The organism is Streptomyces goshikiensis (genome assembly GCF_014650555.1).
Lineage (GTDB): Bacteria > Actinomycetota > Actinomycetes > Streptomycetales > Streptomycetaceae > Streptomyces > Streptomyces goshikiensis.
Map to the genome: position 1 here is coordinate 159,611 of NZ_BMVE01000009.1, position 25,424 is coordinate 185,034.

Annotated in this window: 17 protein-coding genes; 15 read left to right on the forward strand and 2 right to left on the reverse strand. The window is 70.8% G+C overall.

Features of this window, described 5'->3' with window-relative positions; all coding sequences use genetic code 11:
* The first annotated feature begins 101 nt into the window (after positions 1–101).
* From IE248_RS24940 to IE248_RS24975, 8 genes are all read left to right on the forward strand, one after another.
* Positions 102–1,535, forward strand: a complete 1,434-nt coding sequence (locus IE248_RS24940; protein WP_073797364.1) for an FG-GAP-like repeat-containing protein — start codon at positions 102–104, stop codon at positions 1,533–1,535.
* Between the two features lie 106 nt (positions 1,536–1,641).
* Entirely contained in the window at positions 1,642–3,663 is a 2,022-nt protein-coding gene (locus tag IE248_RS38235) for an FG-GAP repeat domain-containing protein (RefSeq protein WP_190031730.1), read from the forward strand.
* A gap of 382 nt (positions 3,664–4,045) precedes the next feature.
* On the forward strand, positions 4,046–4,510 hold the full coding sequence (locus tag IE248_RS24950; RefSeq protein ID WP_037796643.1) for a lamin tail domain-containing protein: 465 nt from the start codon (positions 4,046–4,048) through the stop codon (positions 4,508–4,510).
* 416 nt (positions 4,511–4,926) lie between these two features.
* Positions 4,927–5,541, forward strand: coding sequence for a hypothetical protein (locus IE248_RS24955; protein WP_190031731.1), 615 nt, complete (start codon positions 4,927–4,929; stop codon positions 5,539–5,541).
* Complete coding sequence (locus tag IE248_RS24960) at positions 5,538–6,062, forward strand: hypothetical protein (RefSeq protein ID WP_190031732.1); 525 nt, start codon at positions 5,538–5,540, stop codon at positions 6,060–6,062. The genes IE248_RS24955 and IE248_RS24960 overlap by 4 nt, the downstream gene beginning before the upstream one ends.
* A 541-nt stretch (positions 6,063–6,603) precedes the next feature.
* Positions 6,604–7,389, forward strand: coding sequence for a hypothetical protein (locus tag IE248_RS24965; RefSeq protein ID WP_190031733.1), 786 nt, complete (start codon positions 6,604–6,606; stop codon positions 7,387–7,389).
* A gap of 1,237 nt (positions 7,390–8,626) precedes the next feature.
* A complete protein-coding gene (locus IE248_RS24970; RefSeq protein WP_190031734.1) occupies positions 8,627–9,733 on the forward strand; it encodes a hypothetical protein in 1,107 nt (368 codons plus the stop codon).
* Positions 9,730–11,112, forward strand: coding sequence for a replicative DNA helicase (locus IE248_RS24975; RefSeq protein WP_190031735.1), 1,383 nt, complete (start codon positions 9,730–9,732; stop codon positions 11,110–11,112). Before IE248_RS24970 ends, IE248_RS24975 begins: the two co-directional genes overlap by 4 nt.
* A 101-nt stretch (positions 11,113–11,213) precedes the next feature.
* Here IE248_RS24975 and IE248_RS24980 read toward each other — a convergent pair whose 3' ends face one another.
* Positions 11,214–11,516: a hypothetical protein gene (locus tag IE248_RS24980; RefSeq protein WP_073797359.1), complete on the reverse strand. Its 303-nt coding sequence runs from the start codon at positions 11,514–11,516 to the stop codon at positions 11,214–11,216.
* A gap of 925 nt (positions 11,517–12,441) precedes the next feature.
* Between IE248_RS24980 and IE248_RS24985 the strand changes: the two genes are divergently transcribed.
* From IE248_RS24985 to IE248_RS25015, 7 genes are all read left to right on the forward strand, one after another.
* Positions 12,442–12,846, forward strand: a complete 405-nt coding sequence (locus IE248_RS24985) for a hypothetical protein (protein ID WP_124290956.1) — start codon at positions 12,442–12,444, stop codon at positions 12,844–12,846.
* A 596-nt stretch (positions 12,847–13,442) separates the two neighbouring features.
* The gene (locus IE248_RS24990) at positions 13,443–13,649 is read left to right on the forward strand and encodes a DUF5988 family protein (protein ID WP_100582122.1); all 207 of its coding nucleotides are present in this window, start codon (positions 13,443–13,445) and stop codon (positions 13,647–13,649) included.
* A gap of 159 nt (positions 13,650–13,808) precedes the next feature.
* Positions 13,809–15,089 carry a beta-ketoacyl synthase N-terminal-like domain-containing protein gene (locus IE248_RS24995; protein ID WP_229895500.1) on the forward strand — a complete coding sequence of 427 codons (1,281 nt, stop codon included), beginning with the start codon at positions 13,809–13,811 and terminating at the stop codon, positions 15,087–15,089.
* Between the two features lie 272 nt (positions 15,090–15,361).
* Positions 15,362–21,679, forward strand: a complete 6,318-nt coding sequence (locus tag IE248_RS25000; protein WP_190031737.1) for a type I polyketide synthase — start codon at positions 15,362–15,364, stop codon at positions 21,677–21,679.
* 683 nt (positions 21,680–22,362) lie between these two features.
* Positions 22,363–23,109 (forward strand): IPT/TIG domain-containing protein, encoded by a 747-nt coding sequence (locus IE248_RS25005; RefSeq protein WP_100582119.1) that lies wholly within the window; start codon positions 22,363–22,365, stop codon positions 23,107–23,109.
* 93 nt (positions 23,110–23,202) lie between these two features.
* Positions 23,203–24,222 (forward strand): IPT/TIG domain-containing protein, encoded by a 1,020-nt coding sequence (locus tag IE248_RS25010; RefSeq protein WP_100582118.1) that lies wholly within the window; start codon positions 23,203–23,205, stop codon positions 24,220–24,222.
* 161 nt (positions 24,223–24,383) lie between these two features.
* Positions 24,384–24,851 (forward strand): Ig-like domain-containing protein, encoded by a 468-nt coding sequence (locus IE248_RS25015; protein WP_008735661.1) that lies wholly within the window; start codon positions 24,384–24,386, stop codon positions 24,849–24,851.
* A gap of 70 nt (positions 24,852–24,921) precedes the next feature.
* On the opposite strand, the gene IE248_RS25020 is transcribed toward IE248_RS25015, so the two are convergent.
* A complete protein-coding gene (locus IE248_RS25020) occupies positions 24,922–25,209 on the reverse strand; it encodes a cold-shock protein (RefSeq protein ID WP_100582117.1) in 288 nt (95 codons plus the stop codon).
* Positions 25,210–25,424: the final 215 nt, after the last annotated feature.

Here is a 25,424-nt window from a genome sequence, read left to right on the forward strand (position 1 = left end):
AGACGTGGCGCCCACCCACGCCCATGACTTCGCACCACCCGCCCCACCTCGCGGCCGTCCGCCGCTCCTCCCGTCCTCACGATTCCAGGAGTTCTCACCTCATGTCGAAGTTCGCCTCCACCCTGAAGAAGTCCGCCATCGCCACCCTCGTCGCCGCGGCGGCCGTCACCGCGCTGGGTACGATCCCCGCCCACGCCGACACCGGATCGTCCATGGCCTCCCTCGCGTACGGTGAGGTCGGCAACGGCCCCTGCGGTACCCCGGGCGGCTACTGGAGCCACAACCGCAGCCAGAGCAACAGCTGTAACGGCAACGGCGGCCAGTCCCACGCCTGGTGCGCGGACTTCGTCGGCTGGATCTGGTCCCACTACGACGTGGCCCACATGAGCACCCTCACCGACGGCGCGGCCAGCCTCTACGACTACGGCCAGGCCTACGGCACCCTCCACTCCACCCCCAAGCCGGGCGACGCGGTCGTCTTCGACTACTCCGACCACTACGCCGAGCACGTCGCGCTGGTGACCGCATTCGACGGCACGACGATGACGGTGGTCGGCGGCAACGAGGGCCACGGCAGCGGCCACACCCAGGGCATCGTCCAGCGCGAGTCCACCACCTCCTGGTCCGTGGGCTCCACCCCCTGGAGCCGGCAGCGCATCAGCGGCTACATCTCGCCCGTCCTGAACAGCGACGACAGCGCCACACCGGCCGCGGCGGGCATGACCCACCTGGCGGGCGGCGACCTGGACGCCAACGGCACCCGGGACGTCCTCGCCACCGATGCCACCAGCGGCGACCTCTACCTCTACCCCGGCAGCGGCACCATGAACGCCAACGGCACCCTCGGCAACCGGGTCAAGATCGGTTCCGGCTGGAACAGCATGACCAACGTCACCGTCGGTGACTACAACGGTGACGGCAAGGCCGACGTCCTGGCCACCGAGTCCGCCGCCGGCGACCTCTACCTCTACCCCGGCAGCGGTGGCGCCAACGGCATGAACACCCTCGGCGCACGCGTCAAGATCGGCGCCGGCTGGTCCGGCATGCACGACGTGACCCGCATGGACGTCAACAAGGACGGCAAGGCGGACGTCGTCGCCGTCGAGACCTCCAGCGGCAACCTCTACGCCTACCCCGGCACCGGCACTCTCAACGGGATGAGCACCCTCGGGGCGCGTGTGCAGATCGGCGCCGGCTGGAACGCCATGAACTCCCTCGTCACCCCCGGCGACATGAACTCCGACGGCATCAACGACCTGGTCGCCAAGGACGAGACCGGCAACCTCTTCGTCTACCCCGGCACCGGAACCCTGGGCGGGATGAACACCCTCGGCGCCCGCACCCAGATCGGCACCGGCTGGAAGTCGATGACCGACCTGGTCGGCGCCGACCTCAACGGCGACGGCAAGGGCGACATCGCCGCCGTCCAGGCCAGCCCCGGCGCCACCGGCACCTTCTTCGCCTACCCCGGCGCCGGCGCCATCAACGGCAACAACACCCTCGGCGCCCGCGTCCAGATCGGCACCGGCTGGTAACCCCGAAGGTCTCGCTCCCCACCCCACCCACGGGCCGCCACCGCACCACCGCGGTGGCGGCCCCGCCCGCTGCGCCCCACCGGCCGAACCGAAAGGACCGTCCGCCATGACAGCCGCTGCCGACCATGCCGGCTCCCGCTCCCGTACCCGTACCCGGGCCAGAAGGGCCACCGCCGTCCTCGGCGCGCTGGCGGCCCTGGTCACGGGGCTCACGACGGCCGGTCCGGCGTCCGCCCTGCCGGCCATCGCCGACGCCTCGCTCGCCACCCCCAACGCCATCACCCGCAGCGCAACCACGGGCTTCGGCCTGAAGTGGGACGCGGGCGCCGACGCCGCACGGGTCGCGACCTACGAGGCCGCGCACCCGGACCTGCGGCGCACCACCGCCGCCCGCCTCCTCGACCAGGCCACGACCACCCCCGCCCGGCCCCTGTGCCACCCCACCAACATCACCGGCGCCCAGGGCTTCTGCTGGTCCCCCGAGGACGACGACTCCAGATCGTGGACCCCGCAGGGCGTCGCCGCCTCGGCGGCCGGCGGCCGCAAGACCATCGTCACCAGCTGGTACGCCACCGGCGAAAAGGCGGAACGCCTCACCTTCGCCGACGTCACCGACCCGGCCAACGTCCGCTACCGGCACGTCCAGCTCGTCGGCCTGTCCGCCGACGGCAGCGGCTACTCACCCCTGACCGGCCACGGCCACGCCGTCGTATGGGCCGGCACCCGCCTCTACGTCGCCAGCATCGGCAGCGGCTTCGACGTCTTCGACGTCAACGACATCTGGCAGACCGGCACCGACACGTACGTCCTCCCGCGCACCGGCAGCTACGCCTACACCGGCGCGGGCGACGGCTGCGGCGTCCACGAGAAGGTGCCCGAACGCCCCTGCATCTCCGCCGCCTCCCTCGATCTGAGCGGGTCCCAGCCCGCCCTGGTGACGGCGGAGATGAACAACACCACCGGCGACGCCTTCGATCTCGCGTCCGCCCCCATCGTCCGCTGGCCCATCGACCCCACCACCGGAATCCTGAAGGCCGACGCCACCGGCCGGGTCCAGGCATCGGAGGCGTTCAGCTCGCCCATCGGCGGGACCCAGGGCGTGGCCATGAACCAAGGCCGCATCGCCCTGTCCGCGCCCTGCCCGGAGTTCAAGGAGGGCGGCGACCTACACCAGCCGAGCTGCCTCTACCACGGTGTCGTCAACGAACCGGTGTGGCTGATGACCCGCACCGGGATCTACAACGAGAACCTCGCCTACCTGCCCGGCACCGACGAACTGTGGATGGTCAACGAACGCCCGGAGGAGCGGATGGCCTACCGCACGACCTGGCCCACCCCGCCCGCACTCGCGGGTCTGGTCAACCTGACCGCCGGCGACTTCACCGGCGACGGCAAGCAGGACATCGTCGGCATCGAGGCCACCACCGGAAAGCTCTGGCTGTACCCGGGCAACGGCAACGGCACCCTCGGCGGCCGCATCCAGATCGGCTCCGGCTGGAACGGCATGAACCAACTCACCGCCGGCGACTTCAACGCCGACGGCAGGTCCGACCTGCTCGCGCTCGAAACCGCGACCGGCACCCTCCAGCTCTACCCCGGCACCGGCGCCCTCACCGGCATGAACACCCTCGGCGCCCGCACCCAGATCGGCACCGGCTGGGGGGCCATGCGCAGCCTGACCTCCGTCGACCTGAACAAGGACGGCAAACCCGACCTGCTGGCCGTCGATCCCGCCGGCGCCCTGTGGGCCTACCCCGGCACCGGCAGCGGGCTGGGCAACCGCCGGCAGATCGGCGCGGGCTGGAACAGCCTTTCCGAACTGACCAGCCCCGGTGACCTCAACGGGGACGGCAATGCGGACCTGGTGGCCGTCGACCAGGGCGGAAACCTCTGGACCTACCCCGGCACCGGCACCCTCACCGGCATGAACACCCTCGGCGCCCGCACCCGGATGGGCACCAACTGGGACAGCATGCGCCAACTGACCGGAGGCGACTTCAACGGCGACGGCAAGGGCGACCTCGCCGCCGTCGAGGCCCCCGCGACCACGACCGGAAACCTCTTCCTCTACCCCGGCACCGGGACGACCGCCTTCGGCGCGCGCGTCCAGACCGGCACCGGCTGGTAGCACGAACATCCGCGCGAGCCACGAACGCGGGAGCGAAGAATCCCGCAGAACGGTTGTTACTTGAACAACTACTCCGGCCGGGTGACGGGGGTCGGGAGTGCGCCGGGTGGTGCGCCGGAGTGTGTTGTTTCCGGGTTCCGCTGGTGGGGCGGATGGGTGTAGCGGTCAGTAAATGTCAGGGCCACGTTCAGCCGATATGCGTGTGGTGTGCAGGTGACTGTGACGGGAATGTCCGGTTCTGGTAACCGGCCCCGGTGAGCGCGCCGGCGGGGCGGTCGTGGGGTCGAGAGTGTGGGCCTCGGCTCATTCCGGGCTGGGAAACCGCACCGCCTCACCAGCTTCTTTCGGCTGGTCGGGCTTGCTTCTTGAGGGAGCGTCACCCATGTCTTCTGCTTCTTCCTCCGTCCGCCGTATCGCCGCGACCGTCCTCGCCGCCGGAGCCGTGGTCGGTGCGGCCGCGCTGCCGGCCGCCGCCCACGACGGTCACCACCAGCGTCCGCGGGTGGAGATCAGCCGGGTCCAGGCCGACAGCCCCGGCCGTGACGACCACTCCAACCGCTCCCTGAACAACGAGTGGGTCGAGATCACCAACACCACCCGTGACGCCATCAACCTCCGCGGCTGGACCCTGCGCGACGACGACGGCAACCGCTACCGCTTCGACAACGTCCGCATCGCCAGCCGCGCCACCATCCGTATCCACACCGGCAACGGCCGCGACACCCGCACCGACCTCTTCCAGGACCGCCGCGAATACGTCTGGGGCAACCGCGCCGACACCGCCACCCTGCGCGACGACCGCGGCCGCACCGTGGACACGGAGTCCTGGGGCCGTCGCCACCACTGATCCACAGCGCGGACTGCCGCCGGCCGCCTGACGGCGGGCGACCGCCGACACCCGCAAGCACACCGGCCCGTGCGGGCCGCCACCCCCACCGGGCGGCGGCCCGCACAGCCATGTACACCACCGCCCCCCCAGCTCGGTGCCCCGGCGCAGTGACCGGTCGGTAGGCTGGGAGCAGGGGATCAAGATCGACGGGGGTGGGCATGTCATTCGACGACGAGTGGTCGCAGATCAAGGCCGAGCAGACCCGGATGCACCTGAACCAGCTTGACGGCGGCGGGGCAGTGGAAGTGGAAGCGGCGGCGAGGAAACGCCTGACCTGAAGACTGGCCCGACCAGGTCTCGTCGACCGTCGCGGATTCGGTTCCGAGGAACCCACCACGCACGACGCCTTCCTGCTCTCGCAGGCGGAGACGATGATGGCCGGCGGGGATCTCATCGGGAACACCGAAGCCTCCCGCAACCTCGCCCACTACCTGGGTGGTACGGGTACCACGCTCCGGCTCGACATCGACCGTGCCATGAGCGACGACAGCAGTTTCCGCTCGGCGGTCGCCTCCGACATCTCCAACCACCAGGAGCAGTGGAAGAAGGAGGCGCTGGACGCCTTCAAGAAGTCAGGTGGTGCGCCGGTGTCGATCCCGGTGGAGACGAAGGCGGTCGGCGGTACGTTCGAGGACCGGAACTGGTACCTCGGAGTCGGCTCCCACATGCGCAACGTCTCGGGGAACGTCTCGGTCGTGCCGGATGCGCACGGACAGCCGAAGATCACCATGGACTACCAGGTCAACGTGTGGGACCGCTACAACTGGGACGCGGGCAAGGAGACCCCCATCGGCCCGGTCACGATCAAGGACGCCGACATGGCCCGCCTGCACACCGTAGGCCTTGCCCAGGAATTCGACATGCACGGGACCAGCTCGTCCCGACAGCACGATCTCGGAAGCGCCGGCACGCCGGACGTGTCCGCCGGCGACCCCGGCCGGGACGGCACGCGCAAGGACCCCGCCCGGGGTGAGGAGGAGAACCGGTGAAGCGTACGAGCTCTCTCGCCATCCGCACTGCTTCCGCGGCACTGACGGCCCTGCTGGCGCTGTCGGCCACCGCCTGTGGCGGCAGCGGCGCACCAAAGTCCCGCAGCGGGGGACCCGTCTGGGCCGAGGGCCAAGGGGCCACCGAAGCCGTCGGATTCATGCGCGTTCAGACACCGGCCGGCGCCGCCGAGATGAAGGGGGCGGTGCAACACGGCTTCCAGGACACCACCTACCTGCTCTCCTTCGCCGCATCCACCGGTGACGCCGAGGCGTTCGTCGCCGACCTCCGCCCGGAGGAAGCCCTGCGGGCCAACATCCCGCGCGACTCCACGACGTACACCACCATCACGCCGTGGTCCCACCTCGGACTGCCGGAGCCGGAAACCCAGCAGAAGGTCCGGACCGCTTCGGTCTGCCCGCCCTGCATCAAGGACGAGCGCAGGTCCGCCGTCCAGTCCATCACCATCTTCGTCCAGGACATCGGCGACGGCCGGGCACGGGTCTACCTCAAGGCCTTCTGACGTCGCTCTCGGATCGCCCGGACGATCCCGAAGCCGGGTCGGGCTTCTGCCGCTGTTCCGGGCCCGCGTTCCTTCCCCGTACGCGTATGCGTACGCGTATGCATTGACCACCATCACCCGGTTGGCGCACACCCAGAGCAACACCGTCGGCGTTTATGGAATATGACAACAGCAGAGCTCCCCGCATCCTTCTGCAGGACTGCAGGCGAAGGAGGGCAGGGCGGCAGTATTCGCTCCGAGAGCCCGGAAGCCCATCCGATCTGCTCCTCCTCGACCTTCGAGGAGTTCCTCCATGCGATGAGCGTGATCCCGTTCGAGTTCGGCAGGCGGCCGGGCAGGACGGCGCCCTCCGCACCGGCTGTCCCCGAGTGCTTGGGCGGCAGATCCCGTGTATGAGCCGTACGGATACCCGCACTTCCACGACCCCCACCCCCAGCCGGAGGCCTCCGCTTTCTGGGCCCCGCCAGAGCAGCTACAGCACGTCTCGCCCGGGCACGTGCTCGGGTCGCCCGACGAGGCGCTTCCGTCATGGGATCCGGCAATGGAACTCGCCGGCCTCCTCCAGGAGAGCGCCGTGGCGGAGCAGCCGGGTCAGCCGTGGCAGCCGGAGCCCTTCGCACCGGCCGGATTCGAGAACGCCGGTGACACGGTCAGTGCGCTGGGCTTCTTCGCAGGGCTGCAGCACGCCCCTGCCAGGCGTGCGCCCGCACGCCCCTCCCACGGCCACCGACGGAACCGGTCGAAGTCGCCGGTGATGACCCTGTTGCAGACGGGCAGTCTGTTCACCGCCGCGCTCGTCGCCGTCATCGCCGCCGTGGTGAGCATCCTCAGCGGGCTGGCCATCTACGACGCCCTGCGCCACAGCGCCGCACCCCACACGCCCCGCGAAGTGGTCGTCTGGTGGCCCCTGTTGATCTACGGCCCCTGGACGGTCGCCTCCCTGTCCATCCTCAGATCCGCCCTGCACCGGCGCCGGGCCCTCCATTCCTGGTCCATCGTCCTGCTGTTCTCCACCCTGGCCACGCTCCTGTGCGTGGCCCAGACACCCAGAACGATCGCTGCCGCCGCCGCGTCCGCCCTTCCCGCCTTCGCGGCCCTGGCCTGCTTCCAGCAGCTGGTCCGCCAGATCACCCTCACGCGACCGCCCCGCCAACCCGCCCCACGACACCGGAACCGGGTGCGTTCCGTGGCCGCGCAGCTCAGGCGGACGCCCGCGGCCGGACGTAGCCAGGACAGCGCCCCGGCGGCCTCCGCCGCCGCGGACGGCCGGGCGGCCCGCTCTCCGTCGCACGGCCACGGCCACAGCCGCGGCCAAAGGCTCGGGTAGGGCCCATGAGTGTCGTACGTGCAAGGCAGTGCCACCTGCGCAGGTCCACGCAGCGCACGGAGGGCCGGGGACGCTGTCGTACGGCGACACGGAGGGGGGTCTCACATCGGGGGCTACCCCAGAGGACGAAGCCGGTAGCAGCCGACGGTAACTCCCTGGTCAACCCGGTCCTTCCCACACGTCAAAGGGGCGCCTGCCCGCACCTCTGCAACGAAGATCGAAACCGATAGTCACGGGCCGTGCGAAGAGTCAGCCCGAAGGTCTACGCATCCGAAAGTTCATGCCCGGCAACGGAGAGGGATACCCCGCCCGGCCCACCCCGCCCGCCCGGCCCGCGTTCCGCGCGCGGCCGGGAACCGCGCGGCCGGCGGCAGCGGGTGTCGGCGGGACGACCCCACCCGGATGCCGCCTGGTCCCGACCGGTCCCGACCGGCCCCGGGACGCGCCAGATCCGGACGAGCGCATCATCGTCACCGAGAGCGCTCCCAGGTGCCGGGGGCCGAGGGGCCCCGCATCCGCGACTCCGCTCTTTCGCGACGCCCCCGCCCCGCGCGACGACGTCGATGACCGCAGGCAGGACAAGGGCGCGGGGGCTCCGCCGCGCGGTCAACCCGGGCGGGCAGCCTTGCAGGTGATATGTCGTCATAAGCCTCCCCACCAGCGCGTCTTGACATGTATTTTCTGAGCGACAAGAGGGGTAACGATGACCGACCCATCGGCCGCAGTGGACCTGCTGCTCGGCACATTCCGTACCGCCTTGATGCCGCCGTAAGCGCGCGGAGCGGTCTCCGTCGCCACAACGGAAACCGCTCCCCAGCGATCGACTCGCAGAGCCTTACAAGAACCCGAGTCGAGAGCAGCGAGGTGACCTCGACTGCGGTGATACGCGTGAACCGTGGGTTCGCGTGGTCACCTACCCCAGGATAGGGAACCTCGTCAGGATAGCCAGCACAGGACATGTTTTGCCCTGCATGTCTGGCTACGTCTCTGCTTTCGGCTCTCCTGCCAGGGGAGATCCACCACATGCGTCACCAGCCGTACCACCGCCGTCGGCTCCCAGCCGATGCGGCTCCGAACCGTCCGCACCGAAGCGGCAGACCGGCCCTCGGTTTCACACTTGTAGCAGGTGTGACCACCTTCTCGGCCTTCGACACCCCGGCCTCCTGGCCCGCCGGCGCCCCGGCCCCGCCCGCCGGGACCCCTTCGCGGATTCCCGGCCGCCCCACGGCGGTGCCCGGTGACTGACGAGTTCGGGAACAGCTGTCTGGAGCGCCCCTGCGAGGCCCCGGAGGAGGTGATCCTGCGGTGTGAGCTGGTGCGGACGCCGGGATTGCAGCCGGAGGATCTCGGCGTGCTGGCGGAGCTGCTGCTCCGGGACCCTCAGCTCCCCTCGACCATGGAGGCGATCCGCAAGGACCTCCAGGCGCGGGGCTGGAAGATGGGCAAGGACCGGTACAACGCGATCGCGGGCCGGCTGACCAAGGCCGGCCACCTCGCCCGGATCTCCGCGTACGACGAGGTCGCCCAGCGTCCCACCTGGGTCACTCGCGTCTACCGCAACCCGGCCAACAACCAGCAGTACGTCGATCTCGGCATCACCGCGTCCTCGCAGGTCAGCACCGAACTGCTGGAAACCCGCGATCCGGAGCGGGAGCCCGGACGCGAACCGCTGGAAACCCGCGTTCCGCCTGGTCAGCACCGAACGGCGGGAAACCCGCGATCCGGAGCCGGATCGCGGGTTTCCCGCGATCTGGAAACCCGCGTTTCGCCTGGGCAGAGCCGGGATGCGGGAAACCCGCGATCCGATGCACACCCCCCGCACCCCCCGGGGGAGGAGGATTCCTCCTCCCCCTACCCCCTGACGCGCGCCACGGGGTCGCTGCTGTCACAGCGGGAGGAGGCGCCGGAGTTCTCCCGCGAGGAGATCCGGTCCGCCGAGGACTTCCTGCAGCAGATGCGGCTGTGGCAGGCAGGGCTGGCGACCGCGCGCAAGAGCGCCCCGAAGCTGCTGCTCACGATGCGAGCGCAGAGCTGGCCGGCGCTGACGACCATGGACGAATACCAGCGCCGGAAACTGGAGGACGAGATTTTCAAGAACACCACAGGCGCTGCCTCGTGGGTGAAGTGCCTGCCCTTGTGGGTGGCGGACCTGCGCCGCTACCGTGCTCCCGGTCCGGCACCGGCCGCCCAGCCGGGGCCGGCGCCACAGGACCTCGCCGTGCTGCGGGCGGTCTGCCCGGCGTGCGACCAGTACGGCTGGGTCCTGGACGAAGACGACGATGCGCCGATGCGCCGCTGTGCCCACCCGGGCATCAAGGCCGACACCCTCGAAGAGCTGCAATGAGCACTCCCGGCGCGGGCATTCCCGCGCAGCAGTCAGACGGAGCCGGAGTCGCGAGCACCGAGGCCGAAACGGCCGTGCTCGGTGCGTGCCTGACGGCTACACCTGCCTATGACCCGGTCGCGGCCGCCGCGGCGGTCTTAAGTGACGGCGGTGACTGGTTCCACCCCCACCACGAGACGATCTGGCGGGCGATCCTGGCTCTGCACGGCCGGAGCAAACCCACCGGAGTGCCGATGGTCGAGGCCGAACTGCGCCGCAGCGGTGACCTGGAACGGATCGGTGGAGCCGTCCGGCTGTCGGAGATCGCCGCGCAGGCGTGCACCTCCGTCGAGGCGGCGCACTACGCCGAGCTCGTCCACGGCTACGCCCACCTGCGCCGCTACCAGCAGGCCCTGGTACGCGGCATGCAGACGGCCCGTCAAGCCGGGCCCGCCGCCGTCACGGACGCGATCGCCGCGCACCAGGCCGAGCTGGAGCACCTCGCCGCCGACCAGAGCGGCGACGACGGGCTCTTCGAACGGTTCGGCGACGGCCTCCAGCAGCACCTGGAAAGCCTGGAGACCACGGCCGAGGCGGCCGCCGTCACCGGACTCACCGACCTCGACCAGGCCCTCAGGATGCGCCCGGGGAACGTCGTCGTGGTGGCAGGGCGCCCGGCCATGGGCAAATCGGCGATAACGCTGGGGGTCGCGCTGGCCAACGCCCATTCGGGCAGGACCACCATCGTGCACAGCCTCGAAATGGGCCGCAGCGAGGTCACCAACCGGGTGCTCTCCAGCCGGGCCCGCGTCAGCCTGCACCAGCTCATGGAGGGCGGGCCGGCCGTCACCGACGACGACTGGAGACGCATCGCCCCGCGCCTGCCCGACCTCTCGGCGCTGCCGCTGTGGATGGACTACACCCCCCGCGTCACCCCGGGTCTGGTCCGCACCCGCATCAAGTCCCTGATCCGGCAGACAGGTCAAGTGCCCCTGGTCGTCGTCGACTACGTCCAGCTCATGTACACCGACCAGCGCACCACCCGGCAGAGCGCCTACGAGCGCGTCAGCGAAGTCAGCCGCGAATTGAAGATCATCGCCGAGGAGACCGGCGCGGTCATCATCTGCTGCGCCCAGCTCAACCGCGGCCCCGAACACCGGGACGGCAAGAAGCCGCAGGTGTCCGACCTGCGTGACTCCGGGCAGCTGGAGCAGGATGCGAGCGGCATCATCCTGCTGCACCGGGAGGACGCGTACGACCCGGACAGTCCCCGCGCGGGGGAGAGCGATCTCATCCTCGCCAAGAACCGCAACGGCCCCACCTGTTCGATCACCGTCGCGCACCAGTTCCACTACTCCCGCCTGCGGGACATGAACCGCGGCAACGAACTGGACGTGTAGGTCCTCAGCCTGGTCCCGGGCCGGATGCGTGGGTGCTGCCCGGCGACCTACACGCGTAGAACGAAAGCCGTGCCGGTGATCTCCCTTGCTCGTCCCGGGATCTACAGCGCGAAGTCGCTGAGGCTGGTCCAGCTGACCGGGTTGTGCCAGAGACCGGCCTTCGCGGCGGCCCAGTCCATGTGCCATCCGGGCCTGAGCCCGCGTGCTCCCCAGCTGTCCGGCTGCTTGTCGGGGATCTCTCGTCCAGCCGTGTGCGCGGCGAGCGCGGCCTCGTACACCTCGTACGCACGGCGCAGGGCCGCGGCCGGGGAGTCGGCGACGCCGGTGAAGACGTGCAGACCTCGCCGGGCCGGGTCGGTGGTGTTGTGTATGGGGACATCGACCACATAGATGCGCGGGTGCATGACGTCCAGCTCCTCTCGTGATGTCGGGTGAGGCCAGGTCGGAACTCCAGGTGGATCGTGATCCGGCGCCGGAGACACCGGCGCTGGTGTGGAAGGTGCCGCGGTGTGCGACCGGGCCGGCCGTTGTCGGCGGCGCTCCGACGGACGTGGTCGTGACGGCGGTCAACGGGCGCCTCGCGCTCATTGCGCAAAAGGCTCCCGGCTCCGCTGCGAACCGGTCGGGGAGTTGCTCCGGATCCGCCTCATGGGTGGAGGCGGGGAACCACCGCGTCTTCGGAAGGCGGTGGCCGGTCCGGCTGCTCGTGTGCTCTCGGCGGCGGCGGCCGACCCCTGGCCGAAGCGAGAGGGTTGGCAGCCGTGGCCCGGAGAGGATGGACGGCCCACCGGTTGGATACCACCCGTTATCCAGCGATTGGCATATGACCGCAACAGCGGACAAAGGACTACCACTCGGATGGCGTAGTCCGGCGAGATGTACTGATTCTTCGTACGGCATATGCCAATGGCGCGTCCGCGACTATCGTGTCTCCCGCCGGGTCGCGCATGACGTCACGCCCGCGCGTGGCGAACGGCGCGCGAACGGGGCGCGAAAGGTGGCGCAGCCGGCTCTGCGCGTGTAACAGGGGTTCCTGTAGTTGAGCCTGCGGCGTGCGGGGCTTGCCGGTGCACCCGATCGGGTGATGTGGGGGAGTCGCCCCTAGAGATGCCGACCGGCTTGGGTGCTTACTGATGCACGAACCGGCGGGTCGCCCATCCCATCTCCGGGAACCTCCTTGCGACCCGTTCCGTTCGTCATTCCCGGCAGGTGAAGTGCCTGACGATCAGGGCGCGTTCGAGTTCCCAGCAGCTTCTGGACAGAGCGGGGATCCGCTCCCGTCGGCCGCCCTTGAAATCAGGCCCGTTCATCACCTCCAGGGAGTTCATCATGAACCGTTCCCGCCTTGCCGCGGCTACCGTAACCGCCGCCATGGCGGCGGCCGCCGCTGTGGGCTTCGCCCCGCTCGCCGTGGCGGCTCCCGCCATGGCCCCCTCGGCATGCGTCACCGACCTGCAGGCCGCCCAGACCTCCAACAACGCGGCGATCGCCGCCGACCAGGTCAACAACACGGCGGCGGCCCGCACCGCCAACCTGTCCACCGCCACCTCGCTCGTCGCGGCGATCGGTGACTGCGCGGGGCAGGTGCCGGCGGTGGGCGCCAACGTCCTCACGGCCTCCGCGAGCAACGCGGTCGCGCTCGTGTACAACCTGCTGGGCGCCTCGGCCTCGGCCCTGAGCGCCGAGCAGGCGACCGCGTCGTCGATCACCCAGGCGCTGGCCGTCGCGACCTGACGGTCCGCGGGAAGGCACCCCCGAGCGGGGTCGCCTGCCCTTCCACCCCCGGCGACGGCCGGACTCGGCCGTCGCCGGACCACCGCGCCCCCCTTGCGGGCGGTGCGCAGGCCGCCACCCGTCTTCTCCGCGTAGCCGGCGGCGGGTGGCGAGCCCGGGCGGCGGAAGGCCGGCCCGGGCCCACGTGACGAGAGGCCGCTCGTGCCGGCGGAGGCGCCGGGGCCACCTGGCCCGGCCCGGCAGGCGACCGGTGCGCACACCGGCGCCGCCCTTCACCCTCCATTCATGGGGCGCGGTCCGCAGGCGTAGTGTCAGGAAATTCGGCCTCCGTATCGAGTCATGGCTCCTTTCCACACATGACGAGGTCACTATGCTGCTGGTTTCCCAATTTCTGCGGTCCCTCTGCCGGACCTGTCTCCTGATCTCCCGGTGCCTGATTCCCAGGTACGACTCCTTCCGACCTGATGAAGGAGCCGAAGTCCCCGCCAGCCGGCGGAAAACGCGGAACGCCCCGTGAAAGCGAGACCCGACGACAGCGGAGGTCGGGGCGGTAGCGCATTTCGCTCCGGACCGCCACCTCGACACAGGAGCTGGACATGTCGGAATTGATAAGCGTGATGCTTGCCGGAGGACCGGACTGGGCTCCCGTCGTCTGGAGCGTGAAGTCCGTGGAAGGCGAGCCGAAGGTCAAAATCCTGTGCGGGAATGCCTACGAGCATTTCGAGTTCTCGGGCTTCCACCTCGTCGAAGGTGAGCAGAGGCCGGTATACCGCTGGTCCTGCCGTACCTACGTGGCCGAATAGGCCGGTGCGCCGGTCCGGCAGATCAAAGGGCCGCGCTGCGGCACGGTGACCCATCATAGCCGCCCTTGGCTGATCCTGAAGGGGAATCTCGATGAAGAATCCATTGTCGCCTGAAGGTGACTCGTGACCAGGCGGGCCGGGGGACGGGGGCGAGACGCCGTGGTCACCGGAATCGGACTGTGCCTCCCCGGCATCGATTCCCCGGTCTTCACGGCAGACGAACTCTGGCAGGTGGCCAGCAACGGAATGTCATGCCTCGTCAAAAAGGGCGTGTACTACGGCAGCGTGAACCTGTCGAAGGGATCGTTCGAGGAGAGAGTGGTCGGCATCCCCGACTTCTTCTCCCGCCACTACACGGACGCCCACCGATTCGGGCTGGTATCCCTCGCACAGGCGTGTGCGGACGCGGGCCTCGATGTGCACCGCGATCTCCAGGAAGCCGCCGTCCTCGTCGGCCGCGGGGGTGTGGACGCCAACATCGACAGCTACCTCGCCGTCCTCAGAGCCGACCCCGCGACGCTCCCCGTCGCCGAGGCGATGGAGATGTTCGTCGCGGCGGAGCAGTCCGTCACCCCCTCGGACGTGGCCCTGGTCCAGGGCGCGCTCACACGGTCCAAGGGCCCCAACTTCACCGTATCGTGCGGCTGTGCGTCCTCCGCCCTCCAGATCGGCAACGCCCAGCGCATGATCGCCGCCGGTGAGGCCGACATCGCCGTGGTGACCGGGGTGGACGTCTTCAGCGTCCCCCTCATCCACAACATCCAGCGTCTGCTGAGCGGGGCCCAGCAGACGTACGACGCCATGCGGTCCCAGGACATGCCCGCCCTCCTGCCGTCATTCGAGTCCCTGATGCGCCCGTACGACCGGCGTGCCGACTGCATCAACCACGGCGAAGGGTCCGCGACCATCGTCATCGAGAGCCGCCAGCACGCCTTCGCACGGGGCGGCCGCGTCTACGGCCAGGTCCTCTCGCAGGCCACCACCCGGGACGGGCTCGCCAATCCGCTGGCTTGCGACGACACCGGACAGGCGCTGGTGTCGGCGGTGCGGCGGTGCCTCGGCGACACCTGGGACATCGACCAGGTGCCCTACGTCCACGGTGGCAGCGACGGCAACGTGGTGGTCACGACGTTCGAGGCCAACGCGATCAGGGAGCTGTACGGCCCGGCGTCACGCGAGCTGCTGATGTCCTCCCAGGAGGGCTGCTTCGGTCACAACGGCGCACCCGCGGGCTGCCTCGGAGTGGCCCTGACCCTGCTGATGATGAACCACGGTCAGGTGTGTCCCACGGCCAACTGCGAGGAGCCCGCGGACAACCTCACCTTCGACCCGGTTCCCGGGACGGCCACGCGGCCCCTCGACTTCGACTACGCCTTCACCTTCAACTACCAGGTGGGAGGGCTGAAGAGCGCCATCCTGCTGGGGAGTCCCGAGGTCTGAGACCCTCCTCCGCCCGCTCGACCGAGCCCGTCGCGGGCCGCCGCCGACCCGAAGCCGACGGCGCCCCGCGGGAGCACGAGGTCCTGACGGTTCCCCGCGGTTTCCCGCGGAGCCGCCCCGGAAGGCCGGCTGCCGACCGCGGGCACATGCCATGGCCGGCGCCCCGCCCCGATCGTCGCGCCGGCCATGTGGCATGCCCGCCCCTCCTCGAACTCCCCGAGCTCCGAGCACCGCACGCATCCGCTTTCCCCCCGGACGACTAGGAGACTCCCGTGGTGGCCCTGGACAAGTACCCCTCCCGCCCCGCGAACGGGCCCATCGCCGTCATCGGCATGGGCTGCCGGCTTCCCGGAGACATCGACTCACCGGCCGCCTTGTGGAACCTGCTGATGGAGGGCCGTGAGGCGGTGGGCCCGCCTCCGCCCGGCCGTGACGCGCCGGCACCCGCGGCCGGCACGCCGGCCGACGCGCAGGCCGCGCACCTGCCGGGCGGGTACCTGACCGATGTCTCGCGGTTCGACGCGGACTTCTTCGGCGTCTCCGGCAGAGAAGCCGACGTCCTCGACCCACAGCACAGGCTCCTGCTGGAGGTCGTCTGGGAGGCCCTGGAGCACGCCGGCCTGCCTCCCGACGGGCTCGCCGGCTCCCGCACGGGCGTCTACACCGGTCTGAGCTACAACGACTACATGGACCAGCTCGTCGGCCTGCCCCAGGAACTGGAGGGCTCCATCCTGACGAACGGTCACTGCGTGGCCGCGGGCCGCATCTCCTACCTCCTCGGCCTGCACGGCCCCAGCATCGCCCTCGACACCGCCTGCTCGTCCTCCCTGGTCGCCTTCCACCTCGCCTGCCAGGCACTGCTCCGCGAGGAGTGCGATCTCGCGCTGGCCGCCGGCGTCAACCTGATGCTCACCCCGCGCACCACCCGGTCCTTCACCAGGATGGGCATGCTGTCCCCCACCGGACGCTGCCACACCTTCGACGCCGCCGCCGACGGATTCGTGCGCGGCGAGGGCTGTGGCGCCGTCGTCCTCAAACGCCTGACCGACGCCCGCAGGGACGGCGACCGCATCCTCGCCCTCGTCCGCGGCTCCGCCGTGAACCAGGACGGCCGCTCCGACGGCCTCGCCGCCCCGTCGTCCACCGCGCAGCAGGCCCTCTACCGTACGGCGCTCACCCAGGCCGGCGTCGAACCGGGGCAGATCTCCCTGATCGAGGCCCACGGCACGGGCACCCCGGTCGGCGACCCGGCCGAGTTCAACAGCCTGGCAGCCGTGTACGGCAACGGCCTCGCCCCGTGCGCCCTCGGCTCGGTCAAGACGAACCTCGGCCACTTGGAGCCCGCCGCCGGCATCACCGGACTGATCAAGACCGTCCTCTGCCTCCAGCAGGGGGTCATTCCTCCCAACCTGCACTTCAACAGCTGGCATCCCTCCATCGCCGCGGACGCCACCCGCTTCTTCATCCCCGTCGAACCGACCGAGTGGCCCGGGCGGCAGCCGGTCAGGCTGGCCGCGGTCTCCTCGTTCGGCTTCTCGGGCACCAACGCCCACGTCATCCTGCAGCAGCCCCCGCGGCCCAGCCGCCGCGCCGGCCTGCCCGCCCCGCGCCGGCCGGAGAGCGCACCGCCCGAGGTGATCCTGGTCGCCGCCGGATCCCACCAGGCACTGCCGGACGCCGCCGGCCGCCTGGCGGACTGGCTCGAAGGGGAAGGAGCGCGCGTCCCGCTGCGGGACGTGGCCCACACCCTGGCCCTGCGCCGCAGCCCCGGACGCGGGCGCCTCGCGGTCGTGGCCCGTTCCCGCGCCGAAACCCTGGAGGCACTGCGGCTGTTCGTCGCGGGCCTGCCCCATCCGGGCCTCGTCTCGGGCACGGCCGATGTCACCGCTTCCCACCAGCCGGTATGGGTGTTCTCCGGCCAGGGTTCCCAGTGGACCGGCATGGGCCGCGGGCTCTTCGCGCATCACGAGCCCTTCGCGAAGGCCCTGACCGATGTCGACGCCCTCATCCAGCAGGAGGCGGGCTTCTCCGTCCTGGAGCTGATCCGCTCGGACGAACCCCTCACCGGATGCCCGAGGGTCCAGCCGGTCCTCTTCGCCCTGCAGATCGCCCTGGCCGCGGCCTGGCAGTCGCACGGCGTCAGGCCCGCCGCCGTCATCGGGCACTCTATGGGAGAGGTCGCGGCAGCCGTCGTGGCCGGAGCGCTCACCCTCGGCGACGGAGTCCGCGTCATCTGCCGCCGTTCGGCACTGCTGGAGCGGATCGCCGGGACGGGCGCGATGGCCAGCGTCGCCCTGGACCAGGCCACCGTGGAAGCCGACATCGCCGAAGCCGGGGCCGGCGCCGTCTCGGTGGCGGTCCTGGCCGCGCCCGGCACCACCGTCGTCTCCGGTGACGCCGACCAGATCGCCCGCCTGATCACCCTGTGGGACGAACGCGGGATCCTCGCCTCGCAGATCGCGGTCGACGTCGCCTCCCACAGCCACCACGTCGACCCCCTCCTGCCCGATCTGCAGCAGGACCTCATCGGCCTGCGCCCCCAAGAGCCCCACATCCCCTTCTACTCCACCGTGACCGAGGACCCGCGGCACATCCCCCTCCTGGACGCCGCCTACTGGTGCGACAACCTGCGCCGGCCCGTCCGCTTCCGCTCCGCCGTGGCCGCCGCCGCCCAGGACCGCCACCAGATCTACATCGAGATCTCGCCCCATCCCGTGATCACCCAGTCCCTCACGGACAGCCTGGCCGAACTCACCCCCGACGCACTGGTCCTGCCCTCACTGCGCCGCGGACAGGACGAAACCGTCACCCTGCGGACCCAGCTCGCCGCGGTCCACTGCGACGGCGGCACCGTCGACTGGATCCCCCTGTACGGCGGCGGCCTTCTGACGGACGCCCCCACCATCACCTTCGACCGTACCCGCCACTGGACCTCGGGCGAGGCACAGCCGGCCGACGCCGGCGCCCTGCCCGGCCGGCACACCGAGATCCCCGGCGAACCGATCCGCCACACCTGGACCGCCACCGCCCCCGCCCGCCACCTGCCCTGGCTCGACGACCACCGCGTCCACGGCAGCACCGTCCTGCCCGGGGCGGCCTTCTGCGCCCTCCTGCACACCACGGCCAGAACCGCACTGGGCGGTGACACCACGGACATCGAGATCACCGACGTCGCCTTCCACGACCTGCTGCGCCTGACCGACGACACCGAGATCAGCACCACGCTCACCCTCGCCGCCTCCCAGCAGGCCACCGGTGAGATCCACTCCCGCCAGCCCGACGGGTCCTGGCAACTGCACGCCTCGGCGGTCACCCGCCGCGGGGTCACCCCCCAGCCCGCCCGCGCCGCCTCCGTCCCCGACCTCGACCGCAAGCACCCCGTCCCGCTCGATCCGGCCGCCCTCTACGCCGGGCTGCGTGCCTGCGGCCTCGAACACGGACCCGCCTTCACCGGCATCACCAGCCTGCACACGAACAGCCACCGGGACAGCTTCTGGGCCCGCATCCAGCTCCCGGCCGCCGCCCGCACCCCCGAGCACGCGCTGAGCCCCCACCCCGTCCTGCTCGACCTGTGCCTGCAACTGCTGGTCGCCGGAGCCGGCCACGACAGCGCCCCCGCGCCCATCCTGCCGGTCCAGGTCGGCGCCCTGCGCATCCTCGGCGACCCCTCACAGGCCGTCCACGCGCACGCCTGGGTCACCGAGAACACCGAGACCGCCCTCGCCGGACACGTCCGCGTCCTGGACGCCGACGGCCGGCCGGTCCTGGCCCTCGACGGCGCCCGCTTTGCCCGCCGCGCACCGGCCGACGGTGCGACCGTCGACCAGTGGTTCCTGGAACTGGGATGGCATCAGGCGCCCCGGTCCCGCGCCAGGCAGGCACCCCCCGGCAAATGGCTCGTCGTGGACGAGGGAGACGGCGAAGCCGGACGCCTGGCGGCGCTCCTGCGGGACGCCGGCGCCCACGCGGAGGTGCGGGAAACACCACTGAGCGCGGAGGGGCTCGCCCCACTGGCCGACGTCTTCCGCAACCACCTGGCCGCCGGAGCGGGACCCTGGCGCGGTGTCGTCATGCTGTGCGGCACGCCGTCCGCCGACGACAGCGACCCCACCCACGGCGCGGAGCAACGCGCCCGGCGACTGCTCGCCTTCGCACAGGCCGCCGAGGACCACGACGGGACATGGCGCCTGTACGCCGTCACCCGGCACGCCCGCGCGGTCACGGCGGACGAGGCCGGCCACCCCGCCCAGAGCACCGTACGAGGCGTGGCCCGTGTCCTCGCGATCGAGCACCCGCGCCTGCGCCCCACCCTCGTCGACGCCGATCCCGGAGCGGACGGGCTGCGGGCGCTGGCCGCCGAACTCCTCGCCGACGCGCCCGAGGACGAGGTCGCACTGCGGGACGAGCGCCGATACGTGGCACGCATCGACCGCGCCCCCGTCACCGCGGCCGAACGCACCGCCTCCACCACCCGGGTCGTCCGCTACGGCGAGGACGGCTTCCGCCTGCGCGCCGGACGCCTCGGCGATCTCGACAGCCTCGAACTGGCGGCGACCGGCCGCCGTCAGCCCGGCGAGGGAGAGGTGGAGGTGCGCGTCCAGGCCGCGGGGATCAACTTCCGCGACGTCCTGACCACCCTCGGCATGCTCGGTTCGGAGCCCCTCACCCCGTACCGCATCGGCTTCGAGTGCGCGGGTGAGGTCACCGCCGTGGGAGCGGGCGTGGACCACCTCCGCGCCGGAGACACCGTGGCCGCCGCCCAGCTCGAAGGCGGCGCCTTCGGCTCCTTCATCACCGTTCCCGCCACCGCCGTCGTCCCCGTCCCGCCCGCCCTCACCACCGAGGCGGCGGCAGGACTGCCCACGGCCTTCCTCACCGCCTGGTACGCCCTCCACCGCGTCGCACGGCTGGCCCCCGGCGAACGCGTCCTCGTCCACTCGGCCAGCGGCGGCACCGGCCTCGCCGCCATCGCCGTCGCCCGCCTGCTGGGCGCGGAGGTCCTGGCCACCGCCGGCACCGAGGAGAAACGACGCTACCTGCGCGGCACCGGCATCCGCTGCGTCATGGACTCCCGCTCCCTGGACTTCGCCGAACAGACCCGCCAGGCGACCGGCGGCGAAGGCGTCGACGTCGTCCTCAACTCCCTCGCCGGCCCCGCCGTCCGCGCCGGGCTCGAAGCGCTGCGCCCGTTCGGCCGCTTCGTCGAACTCGGCGTACGCGACATCCTGGCCGACGCCCCCCTCAAACTCGCCCCGCTGCGCCACAACATCACCTTCTCCACCGTCGACCTCATCGAACTCCAGCAGCGCAAACCCAAGTTGTTCGGCACACTGCTGCGCGAGGTCATGGACCACATCGCCGCAGGGCGCCTCAAGCCGCTGCTGTGCACCGCCTACCCGCTCGACCTGGCCGCCGACGCCTTCCACCTGATGGCCGGCGCCCGGCACATCGGCAAGATGGTGCTCACCGTCCCCGACAGCGGAGAGACCACCGCCGTCCTCCCGGACGGGCCTCCCGTCGTACGCCCCGACGGCGCCTACATCGTCACCGGCGGCCTGGGCGGTCTCGGGATCGCCACGGCGCGCTGGCTCGCGGAACAGGGAGCGGGCCGTGTCGTCCTCAACGGCCGCCGGTCCCCCTCCCTCGAAACCGCACACGCCGTCAAGGACCTGCCCGGGCAGACCACGATCGTCCTCGGCGACATCTCCCTGCCCGGCACCGCCGAACGGCTCGTCGAGGCCGCCACCGAAGGCGGCATGCCGTTGCGCGGGGTCATCCACTGCGCCATGGTCCTCAGCGACGCCGCCCTCGGCACCATCCGCGACTACCAGATCAAGCGGGTGTGGGCCCCCAAGGTCACCGGTGCCTGGAACCTCCACCAGGCCACGACCGGACACGCCCTGGACTTCTTCGTCCTGTACTCCTCGATGAGCTCCCTGCTGGGCAACGCCGGACAGGGCACGTACGCCGCCGCCAACGCCTGGCTCGACTCCTTCGCCACCTGGCGCACCCGCGGCGGCCTGCCCACACTGGCCGTCAACTGGGGTCCCTGGGGCGAGACGGGGCAGGCCACCGACTTCGCCGACCGCGGCTACGAGACCATCCCCACCCGCGAGGGGATCGAGGCCCTGCACACCCTGCTGGCCCACCAACGGGTCCAGACGGCCGTCATTCCCGGCCCGCCGCAGACCTGGATCCCCCGCGCGGGCTCGGCCTCCAGCCTCTTCGCCCTCCTCGCGCCGGACGACCTCCCGGCCGCGGACGAGCCCGAGTCCGGCGGCTCCGGCATCCACGCCCGCCTCCAGGGCCTGCCCGCCGGCATCGCACGCCAGAGCGCCCTGGAGACCTACCTGGGCGACCACATCCGCGCCATCCTGCGCACCGGCAGCGCCACGCTGGATCCGCAGACCCCCCTCAAGGCCCTCGGCTTCGATTCGCTGCTGGCCACCGAACTCCGCGTCCGCCTCGAAACCGAACTCCCCGTCCGTCTCGCCGGGAACTTCATCTGGCAGCACCCCACCGTGGCCTCCCTCGCCACGGCCCTCGCCGACCTCATGGGCCTGGCGCCAGAGGCGAAGACATCGCCCTGACACCGGGGCCGCCAGTGCGCTCCCGCGGCGCGCCCCTCCATTGGGGTGACGGTGCCAGCAGATGCTTGCGGCACATGCCAAAATCCTGAGTCAATTGAAGTATCCAACCGGTGGGCAGCCCATCCCTCTCGGGGGGCGTGGCCCTGTTATGGCCTGCGGCTCTCTGCTGGTCAGGGGGCCACCGACGTACCGGAGTCACGATGGGCCCCCTCGAGGGGGGTTGGATCACCAGTCGGTGCCGCTTATGCGGCACCGACTGGTTGGTTTTGGGGCCCCGTCACCGCCTTCTGAGGCGTCGTCAGAGAATCCGTGTCCACCCGTCGCCGACGTGCGGCCTTCTCCAGGTGTGCGCTCCTCCATTCAGGTGACAAGAGGAGCCGGAGTCTTGTCAGCGATACACCCGTATGGGTCACTTGGAACAGCAAACCGGTGGGCCGCCCATCCCAATCCGGGGGATCGTGGTAGTGGCGGCGCCTGCCGGTTTTTCCGTTGGGCGTGTGCATGAGCACTCCGCGAAACCCCGCAGCCCGATCGATCCGCTCCCCCTCCCCTCACGCGGTGTCCGTGAACGCAGGAACCCTCTGCGCACTTCGGCGCCGCTCTGCCAGGCGTGTCTTCGGCGCCGGGCGTCCCGCCGGTCGGCTGTGTCCTCTGTCCCTGTTCTGACAGCGAGGAGTCTCTCCATGCCCATCTCTCCGAACCAGGGGTCGACCGGCGGTGGCACGCTGGTGACCATCACCGGAACGAACCTCTCCGGTACCACCGCGGTGAAGTTCGGCACCAAGCCGGCCACCAGCTTCACCAACGTCTCGCCGACCCAGGTCACCGCGGTATCGCCGTCGGGTACGGGCACGGTCGGCCTCACCGTGACGACTCCGGGCGGCACCAGCAACCCGATCTCCTTCTTCTACGTCGGGGCTCCGTTCAAGTCCTCGCTGAGCGCGACGTCGGGCCCGCTGGTCGGCGGGAACACGATCACCGTCAACGGTGTGGGTCTGTCGACCGCGACCAGCGTGTCCTTCGGCGGGGTGCCCGCCACCCCGACGGTCGTCTCCGACTCCCTGCTCAGCGTCACGGTGCCGGCGGGTGTGACGGCGGGTTCCGTCGGGGTGAGCGTCACCACGGCGGGAGGCACCAACAACGGCTTCACCTACACCTACATCGACGTTCCGACCGTGGCCACGGTCGTCCCGTCCTCCGGTCCCACGTCCGGTGGTACCGCCGTGACGATCACCGGTACCCGTCTCGACACCACCGACTCGGTCACCTTCGACGGCGTCGTGGCACCGTTCTCCGTGGTGAACTCCACCACGCTGTCGGCAGTGTCCCCGCCCGGAACCGCCGGCGCGGTGGACGTGGTGGTCACCAACCCGGCCGGCTCGGCCACGGCCACCGGCGCCTTCACCTACGTCGCAGGTCCCGGTATCTGATCACTCGTCCCGCCGCCGCCCGGCTCACCAGCGGGCGGCGGCACCGTCGTGCCCGACTCCGGGCCCCGACCCAGGCCGTCGTAGGAGCACCTCATGCCGCCCACACTCAGTGCCATCAGCCCTTCCCAAGGCCCCACCACCGGAGGCACCACCGTCACCCTCACCGGCACCGGTCTGACGGGGTCCACATCCGTGCGATTCGACAAAGCGCCTGTCTCGTTCACCGTCAACTCGGCCACCCAGATCACCGCCATCACCCCCGCCGACAGCGCGGGCGCCGTGCCGGTGACGGTCATCAGCCCGTCCGGCACCAGCAACGCGGTGACCTTCACCTACGTAGCGGCCGCGGTCCCGGCGGTCACGGCGGTGGCGCCCAACAACGGTCCGGCATCGGGCGGCACCAGCGTCACCATCACCGGGACCGGATTCACCGGCGCTACCGCGGTGCGCTTCGCCGATCTGCCGGCGACGTCGTTCACCGTCAACTCGGCCACCCAGATCACCGCCGTGACGCCGAGCGGAAGCCCCGGCGGCGCCACGGTCACCGTGACCACGCCCGCGGGCACCAGCGTCGTTTCCGCCGCCTCCTACTTCTTCTACATCGCGTCTCCCGTACTGACCGATGCCAGTCCGGCGCAGGGCCCGACGTCCGGGGGAACGGTGGTGACGCTGACCGGGTCCAGTCTGCTCAACGCGAGCGCGGTCCGCTTCGGGGTCACGAACGCCACCTCCTTCACCGTGGTGTCATCGACACAGATCACGGCCACCGCGCCACCTGGTACGGGAAGTACCCAGATCACGGTGATCACCCCGGGCGGCACGAGCAACCCGCTGCCCTTCGCCTACGTCGCCGCTCCCACTCTCACCGGCCTCGCGCCCGTCAGCGGACCGACCTCCGCCGGCACGGTCCTCACCCTCACCGGCACCAATCTGGCCACCGCGACGAAGGTCACCTTCGGCGCCACGCTCGCCGCCTTCACCGTCATCTCCGACACACAGATCACGGCCACGGCACCCGCCGGGGCCGCCGGTCCGGTGTCAGTGAGCGTCACCACCGCCGGCGGCTCCAGCGCCGGCCTGATCTACACCCGCGTCGCCGCCCCCGGCATCTGACGGCGCGTCCGGTCTGGTTCCAGCGGGTGCGGCCCGCTGGTCCAACCGGGTCCCCTCTGCGCGCGGCCTCTCGCAGGAGGAGGTAAGTCGCCCTAGCGTGAAGATCACCACAGCACGTACGACCCTGCGGGACACGTCCAACGACGTAAGGAACTGAACCGGTGAGAATCACGCGAGGCAGAGGAAACCTGGTCGTCACCACCGCGCTGGCGGCCGTAGTGGGACTGGCGTCGTCCGCTGCGGCCGTGGCGTCGAACACCACCGTGACGGCCACTCCGCAGACCGCCACCGCGGGCTCGCCGGTGCAACTGCACGCATCGGTCGGCTGCGCGTCCGACCCCGGCGGCGGTCTCGGCGTGACGTTCTTCGACGGCGGCAACCTGCTGGCCACGGTGCCCGTGAACGCCAGCGGCCAGGCCGACTTCAGCACCAGCTTCACCGTCGGCACGCACACGATCACCGCCGCCTACAACGGCAACGAGACGTGCGATGCCTCCAGCAGCACCACCACCGTCGAAGCCACGAGCGCACCCACTCCGCCCAGCACCACTCCCGGTTGGTGCCTGCTCGCCTGCGGTGGCCTGATCAACTTCAGCACCGGCAACATCACCAACCACATCCACACGTGAGCACGGCGAGCGGCCCGGACAGCGTACGTTCCTGACCACTCGGGCACACCACAGGCGCCGTGGTGCGCTGTCAGGGTGTCCACTCCCAAGGGTCGGCCTCGACCGCACCCCCGCCCCTGTACGGGACACCGCTGACCTGGGTGCGTAGGCCCCCCTGCGCACGGCGGATGTTGTCGGCCCGCAGTCCCGCACTGTCCAGGGTGACGTCGAAGAGGACTTCCTCGCCCTGACGCAGCCGGCCGTCCCTCCCATGGATCGCCGAGGCTTCCGCCCGGATGTCAGGACCGGCGCCCTCCTGGCTGATGAGACCGATGCCCCGGCCCAGGTCGAACCACTTCACGACACCGCAGGGCGACACGCTTCCCCACTCCGCTCTGATCGGATTCAGAAGGCGACACTGTCCGCCCGATCCCCACCGGTGGGGAGGGCGTGTGCGGGGGCGTGAGGCAGCACGCCCCAGCGTGACCGCACTCGCCGGGCGCCGTGCCCTCGCTCCCGCGCGGCGACCGGGCGTGGCCGGAACGTTCGCCCGCTCCCGTCGGACCGGGCGCTGAGCGGCCGCGTCAGCATGAG

Excerpts from the sequence above, each read along its gene's own strand:
- IE248_RS24940 (WP_073797364.1), top strand. The coding sequence starts at position 102 with ATGTCGAAGTTCGCCTCCACCCTGAAGAAGTCCGCCATCGCCACCCTC.
- IE248_RS38235 (WP_190031730.1), top strand. The coding sequence starts at position 1,642 with ATGACAGCCGCTGCCGACCATGCCGGCTCCCGCTCCCGTACCCGTACC.
- IE248_RS24950 (WP_037796643.1), top strand. The coding sequence starts at position 4,046 with ATGTCTTCTGCTTCTTCCTCCGTCCGCCGTATCGCCGCGACCGTCCTC.
- IE248_RS24955 (WP_190031731.1), top strand. The coding sequence starts at position 4,927 with ATGGCCGGCGGGGATCTCATCGGGAACACCGAAGCCTCCCGCAACCTC.
- IE248_RS24965 (WP_190031733.1), top strand. The coding sequence starts at position 6,604 with ATGGAACTCGCCGGCCTCCTCCAGGAGAGCGCCGTGGCGGAGCAGCCG.
- IE248_RS24975 (WP_190031735.1), top strand. The coding sequence starts at position 9,730 with ATGAGCACTCCCGGCGCGGGCATTCCCGCGCAGCAGTCAGACGGAGCC.
- IE248_RS24980 (WP_073797359.1), bottom strand. The coding sequence starts at position 11,516 with ATGCACCCGCGCATCTATGTGGTCGATGTCCCCATACACAACACCACC.
- IE248_RS24985 (WP_124290956.1), top strand. The coding sequence starts at position 12,442 with ATGAACCGTTCCCGCCTTGCCGCGGCTACCGTAACCGCCGCCATGGCG.
- IE248_RS24990 (WP_100582122.1), top strand. The coding sequence starts at position 13,443 with ATGTCGGAATTGATAAGCGTGATGCTTGCCGGAGGACCGGACTGGGCT.
- IE248_RS25005 (WP_100582119.1), top strand. The coding sequence starts at position 22,363 with ATGCCCATCTCTCCGAACCAGGGGTCGACCGGCGGTGGCACGCTGGTG.
- IE248_RS25010 (WP_100582118.1), top strand. The coding sequence starts at position 23,203 with ATGCCGCCCACACTCAGTGCCATCAGCCCTTCCCAAGGCCCCACCACC.